Annotated in this window: 13 protein-coding genes; 6 read left to right on the top strand and 7 right to left on the bottom strand. The window is 54.6% G+C overall.

Annotated elements, in window-relative coordinates; all coding sequences use genetic code 11:
• Window positions 1-15: 15 nt before the first annotated feature.
• On the bottom strand, window positions 16-3,615 hold the full coding sequence (locus AC2FIZ_RS17990) for an adenylate/guanylate cyclase domain-containing protein (protein ID WP_496791431.1): 3,600 nt from the start codon (window positions 3,613-3,615) through the stop codon (window positions 16-18).
• Window positions 3,616-3,723: 108 nt separating this feature from the next.
• Complete coding sequence (locus AC2FIZ_RS17985) at window positions 3,724-4,101, bottom strand: hypothetical protein (protein WP_496791430.1); 378 nt, start codon at window positions 4,099-4,101, stop codon at window positions 3,724-3,726.
• 49 nt (window positions 4,102-4,150) lie between these two features.
• Between AC2FIZ_RS17985 and AC2FIZ_RS17980 the strand changes: the two genes are divergently transcribed.
• The gene (locus AC2FIZ_RS17980) at window positions 4,151-4,906 is read left to right on the top strand and encodes an SDR family oxidoreductase (protein WP_281995930.1); all 756 of its coding nucleotides are present in this window, start codon (window positions 4,151-4,153) and stop codon (window positions 4,904-4,906) included.
• Between the two features lie 424 nt (window positions 4,907-5,330).
• On the opposite strand, the gene AC2FIZ_RS17975 is transcribed toward AC2FIZ_RS17980, so the two are convergent.
• Both AC2FIZ_RS17975 and AC2FIZ_RS17970 read right to left on the bottom strand, forming a co-directional pair.
• Window positions 5,331-6,233, bottom strand: coding sequence for a 2OG-Fe(II) oxygenase family protein (locus tag AC2FIZ_RS17975; RefSeq protein ID WP_281996103.1), 903 nt, complete (start codon window positions 6,231-6,233; stop codon window positions 5,331-5,333).
• Window positions 6,234-6,363: 130 nt separating this feature from the next.
• Window positions 6,364-7,272: a LysR family transcriptional regulator gene (locus AC2FIZ_RS17970; protein WP_271951652.1), complete on the bottom strand. Its 909-nt coding sequence runs from the start codon at window positions 7,270-7,272 to the stop codon at window positions 6,364-6,366.
• A 96-nt stretch (window positions 7,273-7,368) separates the two neighbouring features.
• Between AC2FIZ_RS17970 and AC2FIZ_RS17965 the strand changes: the two genes are divergently transcribed.
• From AC2FIZ_RS17965 to AC2FIZ_RS17950, 4 genes are all read left to right on the top strand, one after another.
• Window positions 7,369-8,151, top strand: coding sequence for a CmcJ/NvfI family oxidoreductase (locus AC2FIZ_RS17965; protein ID WP_142640332.1), 783 nt, complete (start codon window positions 7,369-7,371; stop codon window positions 8,149-8,151).
• A 47-nt stretch (window positions 8,152-8,198) separates the two neighbouring features.
• Window positions 8,199-8,987: an SDR family NAD(P)-dependent oxidoreductase gene (locus tag AC2FIZ_RS17960; RefSeq protein ID WP_142640333.1), complete on the top strand. Its 789-nt coding sequence runs from the start codon at window positions 8,199-8,201 to the stop codon at window positions 8,985-8,987.
• A gap of 99 nt (window positions 8,988-9,086) precedes the next feature.
• On the top strand, window positions 9,087-9,932 hold the full coding sequence (locus AC2FIZ_RS17955) for an enoyl-CoA hydratase/isomerase family protein (RefSeq protein WP_142640334.1): 846 nt from the start codon (window positions 9,087-9,089) through the stop codon (window positions 9,930-9,932).
• A 167-nt stretch (window positions 9,933-10,099) separates the two neighbouring features.
• Window positions 10,100-10,441 (top strand): SDR family oxidoreductase, encoded by a 342-nt coding sequence (locus tag AC2FIZ_RS17950; RefSeq protein WP_185956751.1) that lies wholly within the window; start codon window positions 10,100-10,102, stop codon window positions 10,439-10,441.
• Window positions 10,442-10,733: 292 nt separating this feature from the next.
• On the opposite strand, the gene AC2FIZ_RS17945 is transcribed toward AC2FIZ_RS17950, so the two are convergent.
• The 3 genes from AC2FIZ_RS17945 to AC2FIZ_RS17935 form a co-directional block, all read right to left on the bottom strand.
• Window positions 10,734-11,912, bottom strand: coding sequence for a carbohydrate porin (locus AC2FIZ_RS17945; RefSeq protein WP_496791428.1), 1,179 nt, complete (start codon window positions 11,910-11,912; stop codon window positions 10,734-10,736).
• Window positions 11,909-12,613, bottom strand: a complete 705-nt coding sequence (locus tag AC2FIZ_RS17940; protein ID WP_282027650.1) for a DUF3299 domain-containing protein — start codon at window positions 12,611-12,613, stop codon at window positions 11,909-11,911. Before AC2FIZ_RS17940 ends, AC2FIZ_RS17945 begins: the two co-directional genes overlap by 4 nt.
• An 86-nt stretch (window positions 12,614-12,699) precedes the next feature.
• A complete protein-coding gene (locus AC2FIZ_RS17935) occupies window positions 12,700-14,250 on the bottom strand; it encodes an amidohydrolase family protein (protein ID WP_496791427.1) in 1,551 nt (516 codons plus the stop codon).
• Here AC2FIZ_RS17935 and AC2FIZ_RS17930 point away from each other — a divergent pair.
• Window positions 14,240-15,241 (top strand): AraC family transcriptional regulator, encoded by a 1,002-nt coding sequence (locus AC2FIZ_RS17930; RefSeq protein WP_496791426.1) that lies wholly within the window; start codon window positions 14,240-14,242, stop codon window positions 15,239-15,241. The genes AC2FIZ_RS17935 and AC2FIZ_RS17930 overlap by 11 nt on opposite strands.
• The last annotated feature ends 119 nt before the right edge of the window (window positions 15,242-15,360 follow it).

Raw genomic sequence — 15,360 nt, 5'->3', positions numbered from 1 at the left:
AGCATGTAAATGACTTTAAACAGCTACTCCCTCGAGCTTTGACCTAAGGAAAACCATACTCAATTGCTGTGAAATTGCCAACGCTTCCCCTTCTAGTTGAAACGCTAGTTTCAAATCATTCGTTCGGCCCCGTTGCCTTAGCGCGGATGCATACGCGGCCTTGCTGTGCGCAATCCACGGTGGGCACTTCATGCGCGTGTCTATTTCGATGGCCTTATGGAACATCCTCTCAGCGGCGTCCCAGTTTTTTAGCACCGCTGCCAGATTGCCTAGACGTCTTGCTGCCGCCCCGGCGCAAACTGTTGTTGCCCCAGCGGTGATCGTCAGCTCTTCGTATGGGGTCAGCATGTCATAGAGGGTCTCAGCATGTCCCAGATGCTCGACTGCGACACAAATGTCAGCGAGATAAGACAAAGTAGTTGAAAACATAGCATCAAGCGGAAGATCGAAGCCATTCTCTGCCATTTCATTCAGAATGCGTTCAGCTGGTTCCTTGTATCCCAACTCGGCGGCAATAAGGCCAAATCCTGGTTTCCAAGAAATGTCTTCCGGGCTATCTGTCATCAGCTTCTTGATCACCGGTGCAACTTCGTGCAGCCGGTTTTGTTCGCGGCGGATGGTAAACATCTGAACACCGAAGACGCCCTCAACATGTTCTCCATGTGTCTGACGACCGATTTTCACCGCTTCGTTGGCATGCATCTCCGCTTGCTCAAAATCGCCATCCATAATTGCAACCATGGCGCGTGCGTGCTTTTGCACCCAGTAGAGTTGCAGATGATTGTCCTTTTCCGAAATCTCCGTCAGCAATTCGAGTGAATGATCCATCAAGTCGCGGTCGGCCATTTCGGCCCCGACAAAAAGACTGAGTGTCCGGTCCCGACCCTGATCAATACTCCCTAGGTTTTCGGCCACTCGATGCATCGCATCAAGATTTTCACGCCAATGACGTACCTCTCTTCCTTTGCGCGCGACGAATGGCGCCCCAAAATGCATCATCATCACCGAGAATTGGGATTTATAGTCCCCTAGTTTCGCGGCCAGTTCCATTGATTGCTGACCATAGCGAGCGCCTTCAGAAAACTGGCCGACAAACATATGTGCCCGTGCAAGTTGGCTCATCAATCTGCACTGCCGTACTTCGTCATCGTCGGGAAGGTCGTTCAGAGCTCTAACACAAAGCTCAATGGCCTCGCCGTGTCTCTTACTCGACATCATACACGAGTCCGCAAAATGGTTCGCAGCATCAGCGGCGAGCGCCACATCGTTTATTCCACGGGCGGCGTCCGAGGCCTCTTTCAAAGCCGCTATCCCCTCTGGCAACTGACCCAGGCTGTCATGGCTGCGACCGATCAGGATTTTGGCTTTGATCGTTTCGACGCCGTTGTCAGATCCAAGATTTTCAGCCGCTTTGAGTGTTTCCCTAGCGTTGACCATCGCCTCTTGGCTGGCGGATCGCGCCAATGCCATTTCGGTTGCCGTCTGCCATTTGTCGAACGCAGCATGCCATTCTTCGGCCTCTGAAAGATGGCGGGCAACCAACTCGGGCCGGCGTTCAATCTCTGCTGACCGCAACTGCATCAAAGCACGGGCCACGTTTGCGTGTTGTTGCCTGCGGGTTGAGCCCAACATGGATTGATAGGCGGTATCCCGAATAAGGGCATGACGGAAAACGAAATACCCTCGATTGTGCCCGCTTTCAAAGATCAAACCCGTTCGAGACAGCTCTTCTATACGAGATTGAATTTCCGCACTGGCAAGACCTATTGCGGAAGCCAGCAAGCTAGGCTCGAACTCCCGTCCAATGACGGCTCCTGTTAACGCTACTTGTTTGGCCTCTGGTGAGACTGCGTCAAGACGTGCCATCAGTGTGCCTTTCAAAGACGAAGGTATGTGGACTTGCCCGTGCTCACCCGCCTCAACAATCGCCCGGGCCAACTCCTCGACGAACAATGGCACCCCGTCCGTCTTCTCAATGATTGTGGCGATTAGCGCATCGTCGGGTGCTTTTCCGGTAACATTGAGAACTAGGTTCGAGACATGGGTCGTATCAAACCGACGCAGCTGGAGCGTATGTACGTGCGCTTCGCCGTCATCATGGGCAAGTTCCCAGCCGGGCCTGTGGGTGATCAAAATCATCAAAGGCAGATCTGCGCAAATTGCTTTGAAGCGATCCAAAAGAGCTTGGGTGGAAGGATCAATCCAATGCGCGTCCTCAACACAAAGAATAACAGGACGCGTGCTTGCGCGTACCTGAACCGTGTGGATTAACGTCTGAATCGTGAGGTCACGTTGCTCCTGCGGTGACATATCGAGAACGCTTCGGGCAAGAGTACTGTGAGGCGCAACCAGCGCGGCAAAGACGGGCAGAACCTTTTCCCATTCCAAGCCCTCCCGGCTTTCCAACATTTTTTTGACAAGATCGAGAATTTGATCGTCATCAAAATCTGTCCCCACACCAGCATCCTGAGAAATCCTCTGGGCGACGGGGTGGAACGGGCTACTGATAAGGTAAGGAGAGCAGTTCAGCCTGATAATATCAGCTTCGCTAGTCGCTACGGCATTAGCGAGAAACTCTTCCGCCAATCGCGATTTACCGATCCCAGCTTCACCGGCAAGCAGAACAACCTCTCCCTGACTGTTCTGCGCACGCAGCCATGATTGTAAAAGGATACCTTTTTCGTAGTCGCGACCAATCATGACGCTGCCACTTTCGTCCCTATAAGATGCTCGAAACCGGCTTTCCGCGCTGTGTTCTGATACGACAGTCAAAAGGGTCCGTGGTTCTTTGAAACCTTTCAGCTCGGTTTGTCCAAGAGACCTAAACTCAAATAGCCGATGCAAAGTTTCTTCGGTCTCCTCAGCAGATAAAACAACTGAGTTCGGTTCTGCGTGTTCCTGAAGCCGCGCTGCCAGATTGACAATTGGCCCCGTCATGGCTCCTTCTTCGTAGGTGTTTTCACCGATCGTATCGCCAACTACCACGTCGCCACTCGCGATACCTAACCTGGCTGACAAACGCTCACCGTCAGGTGCTTTAAGATCTCTGACCCGCCGAACGGCCTCAAGACCAGCCTTTAAAGCGCGAACTGCATGATCTTCATAGGCTGTAGGCCAGCCAAAAAAAACCAGGAGACCGTCGCCCAAATACTTCGAGACGTAGCCGCCATACCTGCTAACTGCACCTGCAACCGCATCCTGGTAGCTCTGCAGCAGTTCGCGCATGTCTTCGGGATCAAACCGGTTAGTCAACTCAGTCGAGGCGACGAGATCAGCAAACAAAACTGTTAAGTGACGCCTCTCTGCGATCGCTAATGAAGCAGGCTTCCTTGCGAATAAGGTCACGCCTTGCGATTCATCCGAAATGGGGACCGGGCCGACTTCGTCTGCATCCACGTCTACGGCCTGCGGCGATTGAGACGAGTGCTTTTGACCAGTCAATTCCTGAACCGCTGCCAGGATGATTTTTCGATGGCCCAGACTAACCCCAAGCTCTTTAAGGTCGTCGTTTGACAGTAGTGGCAGTACGCGCGCGTCGATATCATGCTGTGCAAAAGCGTCTGAGTATTGACCCAGTTCGAGATCGTTCAGCCATTTGTCGATTTCAACCGCCATAACGGGATCATGCTTAGATACGGGACGCTAATCAAGAAAACGCTGTAACCACAGGCTGATTTTTGGCGGTCAAACGTCCGCATTGCTTTTCACAGAAATGACACCTACTTATGCAACTTTTTTCAGAATGCAGAGGTTTTTTGCAGGCAGATCTCCCTCAGCGAGCACTTGCTGCGCTGCCGCGATAGGCAGCTTTGTCCGCGATGTGTGGGTTCGGCGAGCCGAGGGTTTGCGCTCGCGGTGAAGGTCGGCAATGCGGGCTGCGACCGCAGCATATTTACCCATTGGCCAACGGCCGGAATGGGCCGTTCTCGTAGGCTCAATCGCTAGATATTGCACTTGCAACAGCGTTGGTACTGATCCCAATAAAGTGATTTCGCTACCGCGAACGAACGGCGGCTCCCGTTTGAGGTCAACCAATTGATCCGTTTCTTGCGCTTTCACCTCAAGTAGCTCAACACCCGCAAGAACCGGGTCGCGATTCACTCGCATCATTTCTTAGGTGATTGGCATGTAATTTCAAAAAGGCATGACCATGGAACTTAAAGACAAAACCATCATCATTACCGGCGCGAGCAGCGGAATCGGTGCTGCAGCAGCGCTTCTGTTTGCCTCGGAAGGGGCGAATGTTGTGTTAGGTGCCCGTCGGGAAGCTCAGCTAAACACACTCGTCGGGCAGATTACCCAAAGCAACGGGCGCGCCGTTTACCTTGCGGGCGACGTGACGGACGAAACATATTCCAGGGATCTTGTTGATCTGGCGAAACGGGAGTTTGGCGGCCTTGATGGCGCATTTAACAATGCGGGCATTATGGGCGAGATGGGTCCAATTCCCGAAATGGAGTCCGGCAACTGGCAGTCGGTTCTTGCTACAAACCTCAACAGTGCATTTTTTGCGGCCAAAGCGCAGATTCCGGCAATGGAGGAACGCGGTGGCGGGTCTATTGTATTCACCGGAACTTTTGTTGGTGTCAGCAATGGGGGAATGCCCGGCATGGGGGCCTATGCCGCATCAAAGGCTGGACTGATTGGGCTCGTACAGTCTTTGGCATCTGATCATGCGGCCAAGAGGGTCCGTATCAACACTATTTTGCCGGGTGGTACTAAAACCGACATGGCCGGCGATGATCCTGCGACGCACGACTTTATTGCCAACTTGCATCCCCTGAAACGCATGGCGGAGCCAAAGGAGATTGCCCAATCTGCATTGTTCCTTCTGTCAGACCGGGCAAGCTTCGTGACGGGTTCTCCGGTCGCCGTTGACGGTGGTATGGCGACCCGCCTGCTTTAGATATCTGCCGTTGGTTGCTTCGTAACCAACGGCGGTCTCCATCCAGACAAGATAGCTCGCCCAAAAATCCATATCGTGGTGAACGCCATCTTTGACGACTTTCGCCAGGGTATCGTCACCGCAGACTGAATATTCGGATTGGACTTTCGCTGCTCGCCGCCTTTTTGATCAGGTAGATGGGCTTTGTTGCGCAAATCGGAGTTTGAGCGCAGTTCCCCCTTCCCCGGACAGACTTATCCTATATCTGCGGCTCAACTGAGGATGATGCCGCGCTGCCTCCGAGGTCCGCTCTGAGCCCAAAACAACGAATGCAGCAACCTGCACCAATGGCTGCTTCGAGATTATCTGAAAAAGCGGCCAACGAGCCTCCGCTATGTTGGCTGGGCGACGTCTATCACCCAACCAACCTGTCGAGGTCCGCGGATCAGAAGGGCGCAAACCTGTCCGATGGATCGGTCGGGACCGTCCAGCGCGCGCGCGGATCGATTGTGGGCGCGAACGCACCAGGATGCGGGATCTGGCCGTTTTGACCGTAGAGCCACAGCACGAAATTGGAGCGTTGACCTTCGGTGATCGGTTCAGACGCATGGGGGACGCTGCCGTGGTGGATCAAGGCCGTGCCGGGCTCAAAGTGCAGTTTTTCGACCCGTCGCGACGCGGGATCAATGAAGCTGACAGCGGAGCCAGAAAAGGCCTCGTCCGGTAGATTTAGATTGATATTCAGCGTGACCGATGATGCGTCTGAGTGAGGCCGGAGCGACGTGTCGTTATCTGCTTGCCACTGGATGGAAAACCCGAAGGTCTGCGTGTCGTATCCCATCACATCCGGGAACAAGAGCCGTGAGATGGGCCGCATATAGGTGTTCATCAGGTCGCGGTAGAACGTCTGGAAGGCTGAGGTCCCAAGATGCCCTTCCGAGCGCGGGTCAAGCATTGCACCGCCCCGGTTGAGGGAAATGCCATAGGGCGGGCGCAGCGGAATGCCTGCATCGGCGACACTGTCCAGATAGCTGCGCAAAACGAACAGCCGTTCGGGGTCAAAGAACTGGGTTTTGTAGACACCAGGGAAGACCTCTTCCCATAGTTTTTTCACTTCGCCTTCGGTTGCCGGGTCTTTCCAGGCCCCCTCGACCGCTGCGCGGAGACGGTCGTCATGAACAGATGCATCCAAGGCGGTTTGATTGGCCTGCTCCCATTCCTTCCATGCGTGTTTGAACAGCTCCTGGTTGTCATTCCAGAATTGCGCGACTTGCGGGGCGCGTTGCAGCATTGCTTCGCGTGTGGGGCGTTCCACGGCGCGTGCGCGCTCTAATGCAGATTGTGTCATGTCCTGTCTCAACTTTCTGATGGTCAAGCCTGTTGCTTCCGAGACATTAGATATTACCCTTAGATTGCGTATAAATGGACATATTTTTGATAACAGAATTCGTTTTATCTACATAATAGAGGTGTGGCGCCTATGAGCCGGCCCAAGCCGCTGACCGTCCGATCTGTTGGATCAGATAGTCCATGAAGACGCGGACCTTTGCGGAGACTACGTTGCTTTTGGGGTAGATCAGCCAAAGCGCCGGATTGTCCGCCAGTGTGTACCCGGGCAGCACCTGCACAAGGGACCCATCATTCAGCTCGCTGTGGACCGCCCAGAGGGAGTTAATCGAAATGCCGGCACCCTTGAGCGTGACACGCACTTGTGTCAGCCCGTCGTTCACGATCAGCCTGTGGGAGGCTTTGTGGAGGTCGAATGTTGCTTTGGCTCCGTCATCTGACACCAAGGCGCGCGGCTCCAGATCCTTGAAGGCGACCAGACGATGCGCCGCGAGGTCATCCGGTGTGCCGGGCACCCCATGTGTTTCCAGATAGTCTGGTGCTGCACAAAGAATACGTGTGTCGTTTGCCAGTTTGCGCGCCGTCAGACTGCTGTCCTCCAGAATAGAATTGCGGAGGGCCAGATCATAGCTGCCCTCAATCAGGTTGAACTGGGTATCTGATAAATGCAAATCGAGCGTCAGGTCTGGATAGGCATCCATAAAAGCGGGCAACAGGGGCGCGATATAGAGCTGGGCAAAGGTGCTTGGAGCGGCAAAGCGCAATGTCCCGCTCACCTCGGCCTTGCCTTTGCCGAATGCGGCGAGGGCCGCTTCTTCCTGTTCGATCATCTCTCGGGCGTATGGCAAGAAGTCCTGCCCCTCTAGGGACACCGAGACTTTCCGAGTGGATCGATGCAACAATTCGGCGCCCAGCAGTTTTTCAAGCTTTGCGAGCCGCGCGCTGGCCACCGCCGGTGCCATCCCTAGCGTTCGGCCCGCCGCGCTGATGTTCAGCGTTTCAGTAGCAAGGACGAAGAGGCGGAGGCTTTGCGTATCCATATTGTATATTTTTCCAGAAAACTGAATTCGATTATCTACCGTTTATATATCTGCGCAGCGGTATAGGTCAAAGCTCAAGACAGAGCGGAGAGCGGAATGACTCAGACAGCGACAGTGAATTATCACGTCCACAAACCGGAGCGTCAGGCGTTCGAGCTTGATGCCGGTGGCATCGTTGGCAATCTGATCGCGCCAGAACTCGCCCCAACCGAAGTGAAATTGCGCGACGCGCGCAGGTCAGCCACAGACCCATCATTCGAGGATGACGCTGTCGCGTTTTCTTTCGTCCCCACAGCGGTCTCGTTCGCGCAAGACGATGATGCCTGGCAAGCGGAGTACGACGCAGAGCTGACGTCGCTTCTGACGACCAAGCTGGACGCGCAGGAGGTGATCATCTTTGATCACACGATCCGGGTGGATGACCCTGACGCCGCGCGCAAGCCCGCGCGAAACGTCCACAGCGACTACAGCCCTGACGGCGCAGAACAGCGACTGATCGACATTCTTGGTGCTGATACAGCGGCAAAATGGAGCGCGGGGCACTACGCCTTCATTAACATCTGGCGACCGATCGAGGCGGCGATCAACTCAGCCCCGCTCGGGTTTATCCTGCCGTCGAGCGTCGCCCCGGAAGACTGGATCCTGCTTGATCTGATCTATCCCGACCGCAAAGGACAGATCATGGGGTTGGCGGCAAACCCGAATCATCAGTGGATCTACATGTCGAAGATGACCCCGGATGAGGTCGCCTACTTCAACATCTTCGACAATCAGGGACGGCCCTCCATTGGGCACTCCGCGTTGGACATGGTCGAAGACCCAAACGTCATGACCATCCGCAAAAGCATTGAGAGCCGCACCCTAGTGCGTTTTGCCTGATCCCATCATCGGACCCACGAAACACGAGCAAACGGAGAGAGACAATCATGACCAAGACAATTCTTATCACCGGATCAACAGACGGCATCGGTCTTTTGACGGCGCAGACCCTCGCAAAAGAGGGGCACAAAATTCTGCTTCATGGACGCGGTGCAGCCAAACTGGAAGCCGCCGTCAACGAGGTCGGCGGCGACGTCGAAACCTATGCCGCTGACCTGTCGCGTATGGCCGATATCCAAACCTTCGCGGCAGAGGTGCGCGAGAAACACGACCGCCTTGATGTGCTGATCAATAACGCGGGCGTGCTGAAAGTCGCGGAGACCCAGACCGAGGCCGGCCATGATGTGCGGTTCATGGTCAACACCTTGGCGCCCTATGCGCTGACCCGCGCGCTTCTGCCGATCATTCCGAAAGACGGGCGGATCGTGAATCTATCCTCTGCCGCGCAAGCGCCGATTGATTTGGCTGCTATGCGCGGGGAAAAACAGCTTGGCCACAATGACGCCTACGCGCAAAGCAAGCTCGGCATCACGATCTGGACCCGCGAATTGGCGAAGGAGTTGACCGACGGACCCGTCGTCGTCGCCGTCAATCCCGGATCGTTGTTGGCTTCGAAGATGGTCAAGGAAGGCTACGGCATCGCGGGCAACGATCTGTCCATCGGCGCGAACATCCTGCGTGAAGCGGCGCTCGGGTCGTCGTTCGCGGATGTTTCGGGCAAGTATTTTGACAATGACAGCGGCCAGTTCGCGCAGCCACATGCGGCTGCACTGGACGCAACTCATTCGGCGCAGGTGATGCAAGGCATCGAAGATGCTTTGAAATCTCTCAGCTGATCCCACTGACGCCCGTCTGACGTCGGGCGTCTTTTACACCACCTGAAACTGCAACCCTCCGGCGACATGCGTTGTCCGGACCCAAGAAAGGACTGACTGATGAAATACGAGAATTTTCAAACCTTTGACGTGAAGGTCCAAGACGCCATCGCAACGGTGGCATTCGATTTTGGAACAGTGAATGTGCAAGGCCAGGAAATGCTGGCCGACCTCAACAGCCTTGCCATGCGGCTGGAGCGGGACCGCGATACCAAGGTGGTCATCTTCCAATCCGCGAACCCCGAGGTTTGGGTCTGCCACTACGACACCGAGCTGCTCAAGGACATGTCGACCGAAGCTGTCTCCCGCGATGAAGCCCAGCTGCTCGATTTGCAAGCGGTCTGCGAACGCATCAGCAAGGTGCCTCAGGCCACGATCGCGAAGCTGGAAGGCTTCGCACGCGGTGGTGGCCACGAGTTGGCCCTGGCGCTGGACATGCGCTTTGCGGCGCGTGGCAAATTCAAGTTCATGCAGATGGAAGTCGGCATGGGTATCCTGCCCTGCGGCGGCGGTGCGTCCCGCATGGCCCGTCAGACCGGTCTGGGCCGCGCGCTGGAAATCATCCTGAGTGCCCGAGACTTTGACGCCGATGAAGCCGAGGCAATGGGCACGATCAATAAAGCGTTGGATGCTGATGAGATCGACGACTACGTAAACACCTTGGCGCAGCGGATTTCCAAGTTCCCGGCAGAGTCCATCAATGCCTGCAAGCAGATGGTCTACGAGTCGATCGACAAGCCTATCGATGAGGCCCTGAAGGCCGAGGCCTATTGGCTCTACCAGGCAACGAGCAAAACATCAGCCGTTAAACGCTTCACGATCGCAGACGAGCAGGGCCTAGAGCACGACATGGAAAACCAGCGGAACTGGGAAAACCTGGTCATGGATGTTCAGGATATCAACTGAGATTGATTGGATTAAGCGGACATTCGGCCTTGTGCGTCGGATGTCCGTTTTGTCCGCGTCTTTCCAGCTCGGGCTTGGCGCGGTGAAGGGTCGGTTACGTACCAACCTTTTCAGAAATCTCCTTACTGCCCTATTTTGCACTCAGCCTGAATCGACCCCACAAGCTGATGGGCCAGATCAACCTTGTCCGCGTTGGACAGAGACATATCAGCGATGCTGGATCGTTCACGCTCACTGCCGGCATACTGTCACGAGAACCGATGCAGGGCTCGGTGGTGATCAGCATCGCCAATGGGGCGCTGGAATCCTTTGCCAAGGCAGCAGCACTCGAACTTGATCGCGAACTACGGGTGAACACCGTCAGCCCGGTCTTCGTCAAGGAAACGATGGAGATGATGGGCATGGATTCAAGCACGGGCTTATCGGCGGCAGACACTGCAAAGGCCTACGTCGCTGCCGTCGAAGGGAACATGAACGGTGAAACGTTGGACGCGCCTGACTATGCATAACGCTATGAGCTAATCAAACTTGCTTGGAAAAAACCTGCCGTTCAGACCGCGAGGCCGAATGGCAGATTTGTCCCGCGTCTTGCCAGTTCGTGCGCCGCGCCGCGAAAGGCGCTCCATCGCGAAACGGTCGTTCATGGATCTCGCGGCGAAGGTGCCGGGAGAGCCCAAAGCTACCGGGTGCTGCAGTCCGCGCTAACGGTGGCAACGCGCAGAAAGCGGACTTTGCTAAGTCCTGTTGATCTCACTTAGTCGCCCTTTGGCACTGCCACTTACCTATTGCATTCACCCCGCATTAGAAAACGATCCGGGTTCTTAGACCGAACAGGGTAATCCGGTCCTGATCGGGATTTAGAAGCGGGTCGGAAATGAATTGTACCGATGGCGTGATCTGCAGTCCGGGTGCGATTGAAAAACGGTAGAATGCTTCGAGTGTGAACTGATCGCCATCTATGCCTCTTGCCTCGGCCCAGTTCAGGCCCAACCCGGCCAAATCGGTATTGCGACCGTAGTAGCCAATACCCGCAGAAACGGACCGATCATAGAGTGCTGCTGCCCCTTTTGAGGCCCCTGCCCGGAAGAACGGCATCCACTTATTGTCAATAAACCATGCTGCTGAGAACGCGGCACCGTAATCTTCTGGACGGCTACCATCGTCAGCCGCATCCGCATGCCAGAGGGTCAGATGGATATTGTCGAAGTAAATGCGATCAAAGCCAGAGGTGTAACCAAGTTCGAGTGATTTGAAGAGATTGCCGTCGCTAAACACATCAAAGTTTGGATCAGACGAGTCGGCGTTTGCGTCTGAGACGCTCGCGACAGCGTAGAGGTTCTTGCTCAGCTTTATCCCGCCCGCAATGCCAAGGCCTTGGTTGGGTGCGTTGATTGTCGGGTTGGTATTGAAAGACAGGTTTTGGAAACCACTGTATGGGCTTACCAACCCATAAATGTCCACAAAGTCCGTTACATCAATCTGGCCGACTTGCAGCGTCCACGAACCGTTCTCGGCCCTTTGGGTCCAGAACAGGTTGGTCAATAGCAAACCATTATCGTTGAAGGCTGTTCCCGTGATCGAAAGGGCTCCACCATCCAGACCAAGAAACTGTGGGGCAACATCGGTATAGTTGTGCCGGTCTTCGATCTTGAATGTCAAAGACCCCTGTTCAGTCGCCTGCCAACTGCCATAGAACCGCGCAATTCCGCTGGCAGCTTCGCCCTCCCCCAGATCCGCGTTCGTGGTTTGGCCCAATGCCAAGTAATCAATGTTGAACCGAAACCCATTCTCCGCCAGTCGGTCTTTCCACTGAAACCAACCCGGTGCGGTATTGCGCGGAAAATCGGAACGATATTGTGGATCGGTCAGTCCATCTCCGGGCTCAAGATCAGCTTCGACCGAAGAGGGCCCGGACAGACCTTGAGCCGACGCCGCGCCGGCAAAGACAATACTCAGTACGACAACGAGAAGTCTTATCATTCAGACGCTTTTGCCCCGCCGGTCTTGCGATTGCCCGCCGCTCGGATACGATCAGCGGCACGCTGCTTCCATTCCAGCCTGTCTGCTTCGGTTTCCAGAGTTTCGACACGTTCCGTCTCCAACTGGAATGTCGCACTCATAGGCATGAGGCCGTCCACAACCATCATATTCTGAACAGTGGGATCGATAGTCAGCGTGCCCGTCAGCCGAACGGGTTCGTGGAAATAGCTGGGCGTCCAGTCGCCATTCAACCGCACGCGAATCATTTGATTGGGTTGGGGCGGGGGCATGTGGCTACACATTCCTCGTTCTGGCACTAGATACGCCACAGATCGCCCGTCTGGATCGCTCGGGCCCGGGATGGCAAAGCCCGCGATTGTTATTGTTTGACCGTCGAATTGCGGATTTCCGTTTGTTCCTGCCTTTCTTCGCCGTTCTTTCACAAGCTCTCTTTGATCGAGCAGCCAATCGACATCAACGCCAACTCCCGCCAAGGCATCCTCGGTCTCGGTCAGAAGTTCCTGCCATTTCAGTCTTTCTTCCGCGCTGCCAGTGTCTTGCTGCAGCCTGCCACGCATCCGCACAACGAATAGGACGTCGTCGAACTGTTCGGGGCTGAGGTCCCGATAGGGATCCTCAAAGACCTGCACAGATGGGTCCGGGAGGTCTGCCCAGTCCAGCGCTGCTCCTGGCGTTGCCATGGCAGAATGACCGTAACAGACCAAACCCGCGAGCAAGACGGAACGAAACCAAAGGAACATGAATACTCTCCGGTCGAGTTTTGGGGTCAATTCAGTGTATTTTTGTATATCACACCGTCCTTCATGATCAGCCGGATCGTTTCAGGGCTTTCCGGCCTCGGATCGGCACCAAACCACTGATCACCCGTGCCAACAACCGAGAAGTCTTCTAGTGGGTTACCATCGATCAGCAGGATGTCGGCATAGGCGCCTTCTTCGATCACACCCAGTTTGCCTTCCGGATAGGGGTTCATGAAATCACCGCTAAGTGCCGCGATCTCGCCACCTACCGAAGTTAGGGTTACCATCGACGCATAGGGGCCGAAGAAATGGTTATTCAGATGTTTCTCGTAGGCGATCTGGATGTTGCACGCTTCGACCGAGCCGACGCAATCGGTTTGGAAACCGCGCGGCGCCGGGCATTCCTTCATACTTGGAATGTAGGCTTCGAAGGTCGCCGAGGCCGATTTGGCCTTCCTCAAACTGTTGGGGTTGTTTTTCACGGAAGGAACATCAAGTAGGCCTGGATCAAATGCTGTGATGTTCGTCGTGATGTACGCTCCTTTTTCTTTCATCAAAGCAGAAATCTCGCAGTCAAAGTGAAATCCGTGTTCAATGGTTCTGACCCCTGCATTCAGGGCATTGATGATCGCTTCTTTGCGGTAGGAATGTGCCATGACATAGGTGCCGTACTCGTTGGCAACCTGAACAGCGGCCTCGATCTCTTCTTTCGAACCGGCGAGCAACTGCCATGGATCGAATGCCGAAATCACCCCACCTGATTGCATGAACTTCAATTGCGTGGCACCCATGCGCAGGTTGTTGCGGCCATACATGTAAATTTCGTCAACACCGTTGACCTGTTGGGCCATATTCAGAGTCCCAAAGTTGGTCACCCCACCCGGCGGAGATGTGAAGGATGCGAAATCGGCGTGACCACCACGTGTTCCGAGAAATGCCCCGGAAGGATAAAAGCGGGGGCCGACGATCTGGCCGGCGTCAATTGCGCGCCGCAGCCCGCCGCCAGCGCCCCCGGCATCGCGAACGGTCGTGAAGCCCTGCATCAGGTACATTTCGGCCATCAGGGTCCCGTGGATGGCGAAATCCTCCCAGGTCGAGTTGGTTTCCATCTCGGCAATCGATGGCCCCATGAGCATCAGGTGCGCGTGATTCTCTATAAAGCCCGGTGTCAGAGTGCGCCCACCGCCGTCGATAACCGTCGCGCTCGGCGCATCAATGGCATCGGTTGAGACGGACTTGATCAGATTGCCCTCGACCAATACGCTGGCATTCTCGATACGCTGTTCATTCACGCCATCGAAGATATGCACGTTGGTAAACAACGTTTGGGGTTCTTCTTGATCCTGAGCCTGCGCGGATGCTGAAAAAGAAAGACCTGCAGCGACAATTACGGTCGAGCAAAGCGACATTCGTAGACCGGACATAAGTACTCCCTTCATATTCATGTTTTGCCAACTGTAGTCCGGAAAACTTTTCCTCGGTTGCCACTTTTGAATTAGCATGTTCGAATGTGTTCGTAAAAATGGCCACTGAATACAAATACTAATCATCACAAGGGTGACGAGCTTGCCTTTCAACTCCGCCTCTCAAGAGCATAGCGAGGGCTTTATTCGCCTCTCCTTAGCCGCTCCGTTTTTGCAATATCTCACCGAACGCAAGATCAATCCGCAACCAGCATTGGACCAGGTCGGATTGAAAGCCGAACTGTTGTCTGACCCATCCGTGTTCGTTCACTCAGAGCTGGTCTACGGTTTGGTGAATGCCTTCTCAGAAGTATCAGGGGATCGATACCTAGGACTGAATGTAGGGGAGGCGTTTGACCTACAAGGATGGCCGCCTTTCGCTCAAGCCTTGCAATCTACAAAAACGCTATTCGAGTTTTTCACTCGCTTTGTTGAGCTCGTACCGCAGGAGTCCAATTCTGTGCGGCACAGCCTCGTCATTGAAGCAGACAAGGCGACTTATCGTATCGAGAGGCAACAGGAACCTACTGTCCCGCCCATTCAGGTGACCGGTTTTGGTGCCGCAATCTATGTACGCCTATTGCAGACCGTCGTCGGAGATTCTTGGGATTCTTCGCGTGTGCGATGGGAAAGCAGATACATCAATGGGCTGCCTATCGACTACAAAGGGATCGAGGTTGGCCTTGGGACTGATCCCGGAATGCAAATTAGTTTTCCTGTGGGATGGTTGTTTTTGCACCATGTCTCTGAGGGCTCTGCCAAGCCCATAGCCTCACCTCAACAAGAGGAAGAAGTAACCGTGGTGGCAGCTTTGCGCTCTGTCTTACGCGACAAACTAGATGAAACCGATTTGGGACCTGAGATGGTGGCTGGAATGCTGGGAATACAACCGGAACGGTTTCTGAAAGCGCTTCAGCGACAAGGCACAACGCTACCCCGTGAAATCAAACGGCTGCGTGTCGATGTCGCCAAAGAGCACCTCAAAAAAGAAAAGATGACAATTGCGGAGATTGGTCTGATGCTCGGCTATTCCGACAAGTCCCATTTCACTCGCTTTTTCCGAGGTCAAACCGGAATGACACCGACTAAGTTCCGAAGCAAGTAAATGTGGTCGAGCCAAAAGAAAACTTGGTTGGGAACGTACGACTAGGCTCCAGACTCATTGATTTACAGCCAGAATAGGACTGTAGCAGCGAGAGCGATGGCCGAGAGGAATACCTTTGG

Source organism: Ruegeria sp. CDSB022, assembly GCF_059611145.1.
Note: the sequence above shows the minus strand (reverse complement) of the source record. Positions and strands in the feature narration are given on the sequence as shown.

Bases quoted from the DNA above. Each gene is read 5' to 3' on its own strand.
- AC2FIZ_RS17990 (WP_496791431.1), bottom strand. From the start codon at position 3,615: ATGGCGGTTGAAATCGACAAATGGCTGAACGATCTCGAACTGGGTCAA.
- AC2FIZ_RS17980 (WP_281995930.1), top strand. From the start codon at position 4,151: ATGGAACTTAAAGACAAAACCATCATCATTACCGGCGCGAGCAGCGGA.
- AC2FIZ_RS17975 (WP_281996103.1), bottom strand. From the start codon at position 6,233: ATGACACAATCTGCATTAGAGCGCGCACGCGCCGTGGAACGCCCCACA.
- AC2FIZ_RS17970 (WP_271951652.1), bottom strand. From the start codon at position 7,272: ATGGATACGCAAAGCCTCCGCCTCTTCGTCCTTGCTACTGAAACGCTG.
- AC2FIZ_RS17965 (WP_142640332.1), top strand. From the start codon at position 7,369: ATGACTCAGACAGCGACAGTGAATTATCACGTCCACAAACCGGAGCGT.
- AC2FIZ_RS17960 (WP_142640333.1), top strand. From the start codon at position 8,199: ATGACCAAGACAATTCTTATCACCGGATCAACAGACGGCATCGGTCTT.
- AC2FIZ_RS17955 (WP_142640334.1), top strand. From the start codon at position 9,087: ATGAAATACGAGAATTTTCAAACCTTTGACGTGAAGGTCCAAGACGCC.
- AC2FIZ_RS17950 (WP_185956751.1), top strand. From the start codon at position 10,100: ATGGGCCAGATCAACCTTGTCCGCGTTGGACAGAGACATATCAGCGAT.
- AC2FIZ_RS17945 (WP_496791428.1), bottom strand. From the start codon at position 11,912: ATGATAAGACTTCTCGTTGTCGTACTGAGTATTGTCTTTGCCGGCGCG.
- AC2FIZ_RS17940 (WP_282027650.1), bottom strand. From the start codon at position 12,613: ATGGCAACGCCAGGAGCAGCGCTGGACTGGGCAGACCTCCCGGACCCA.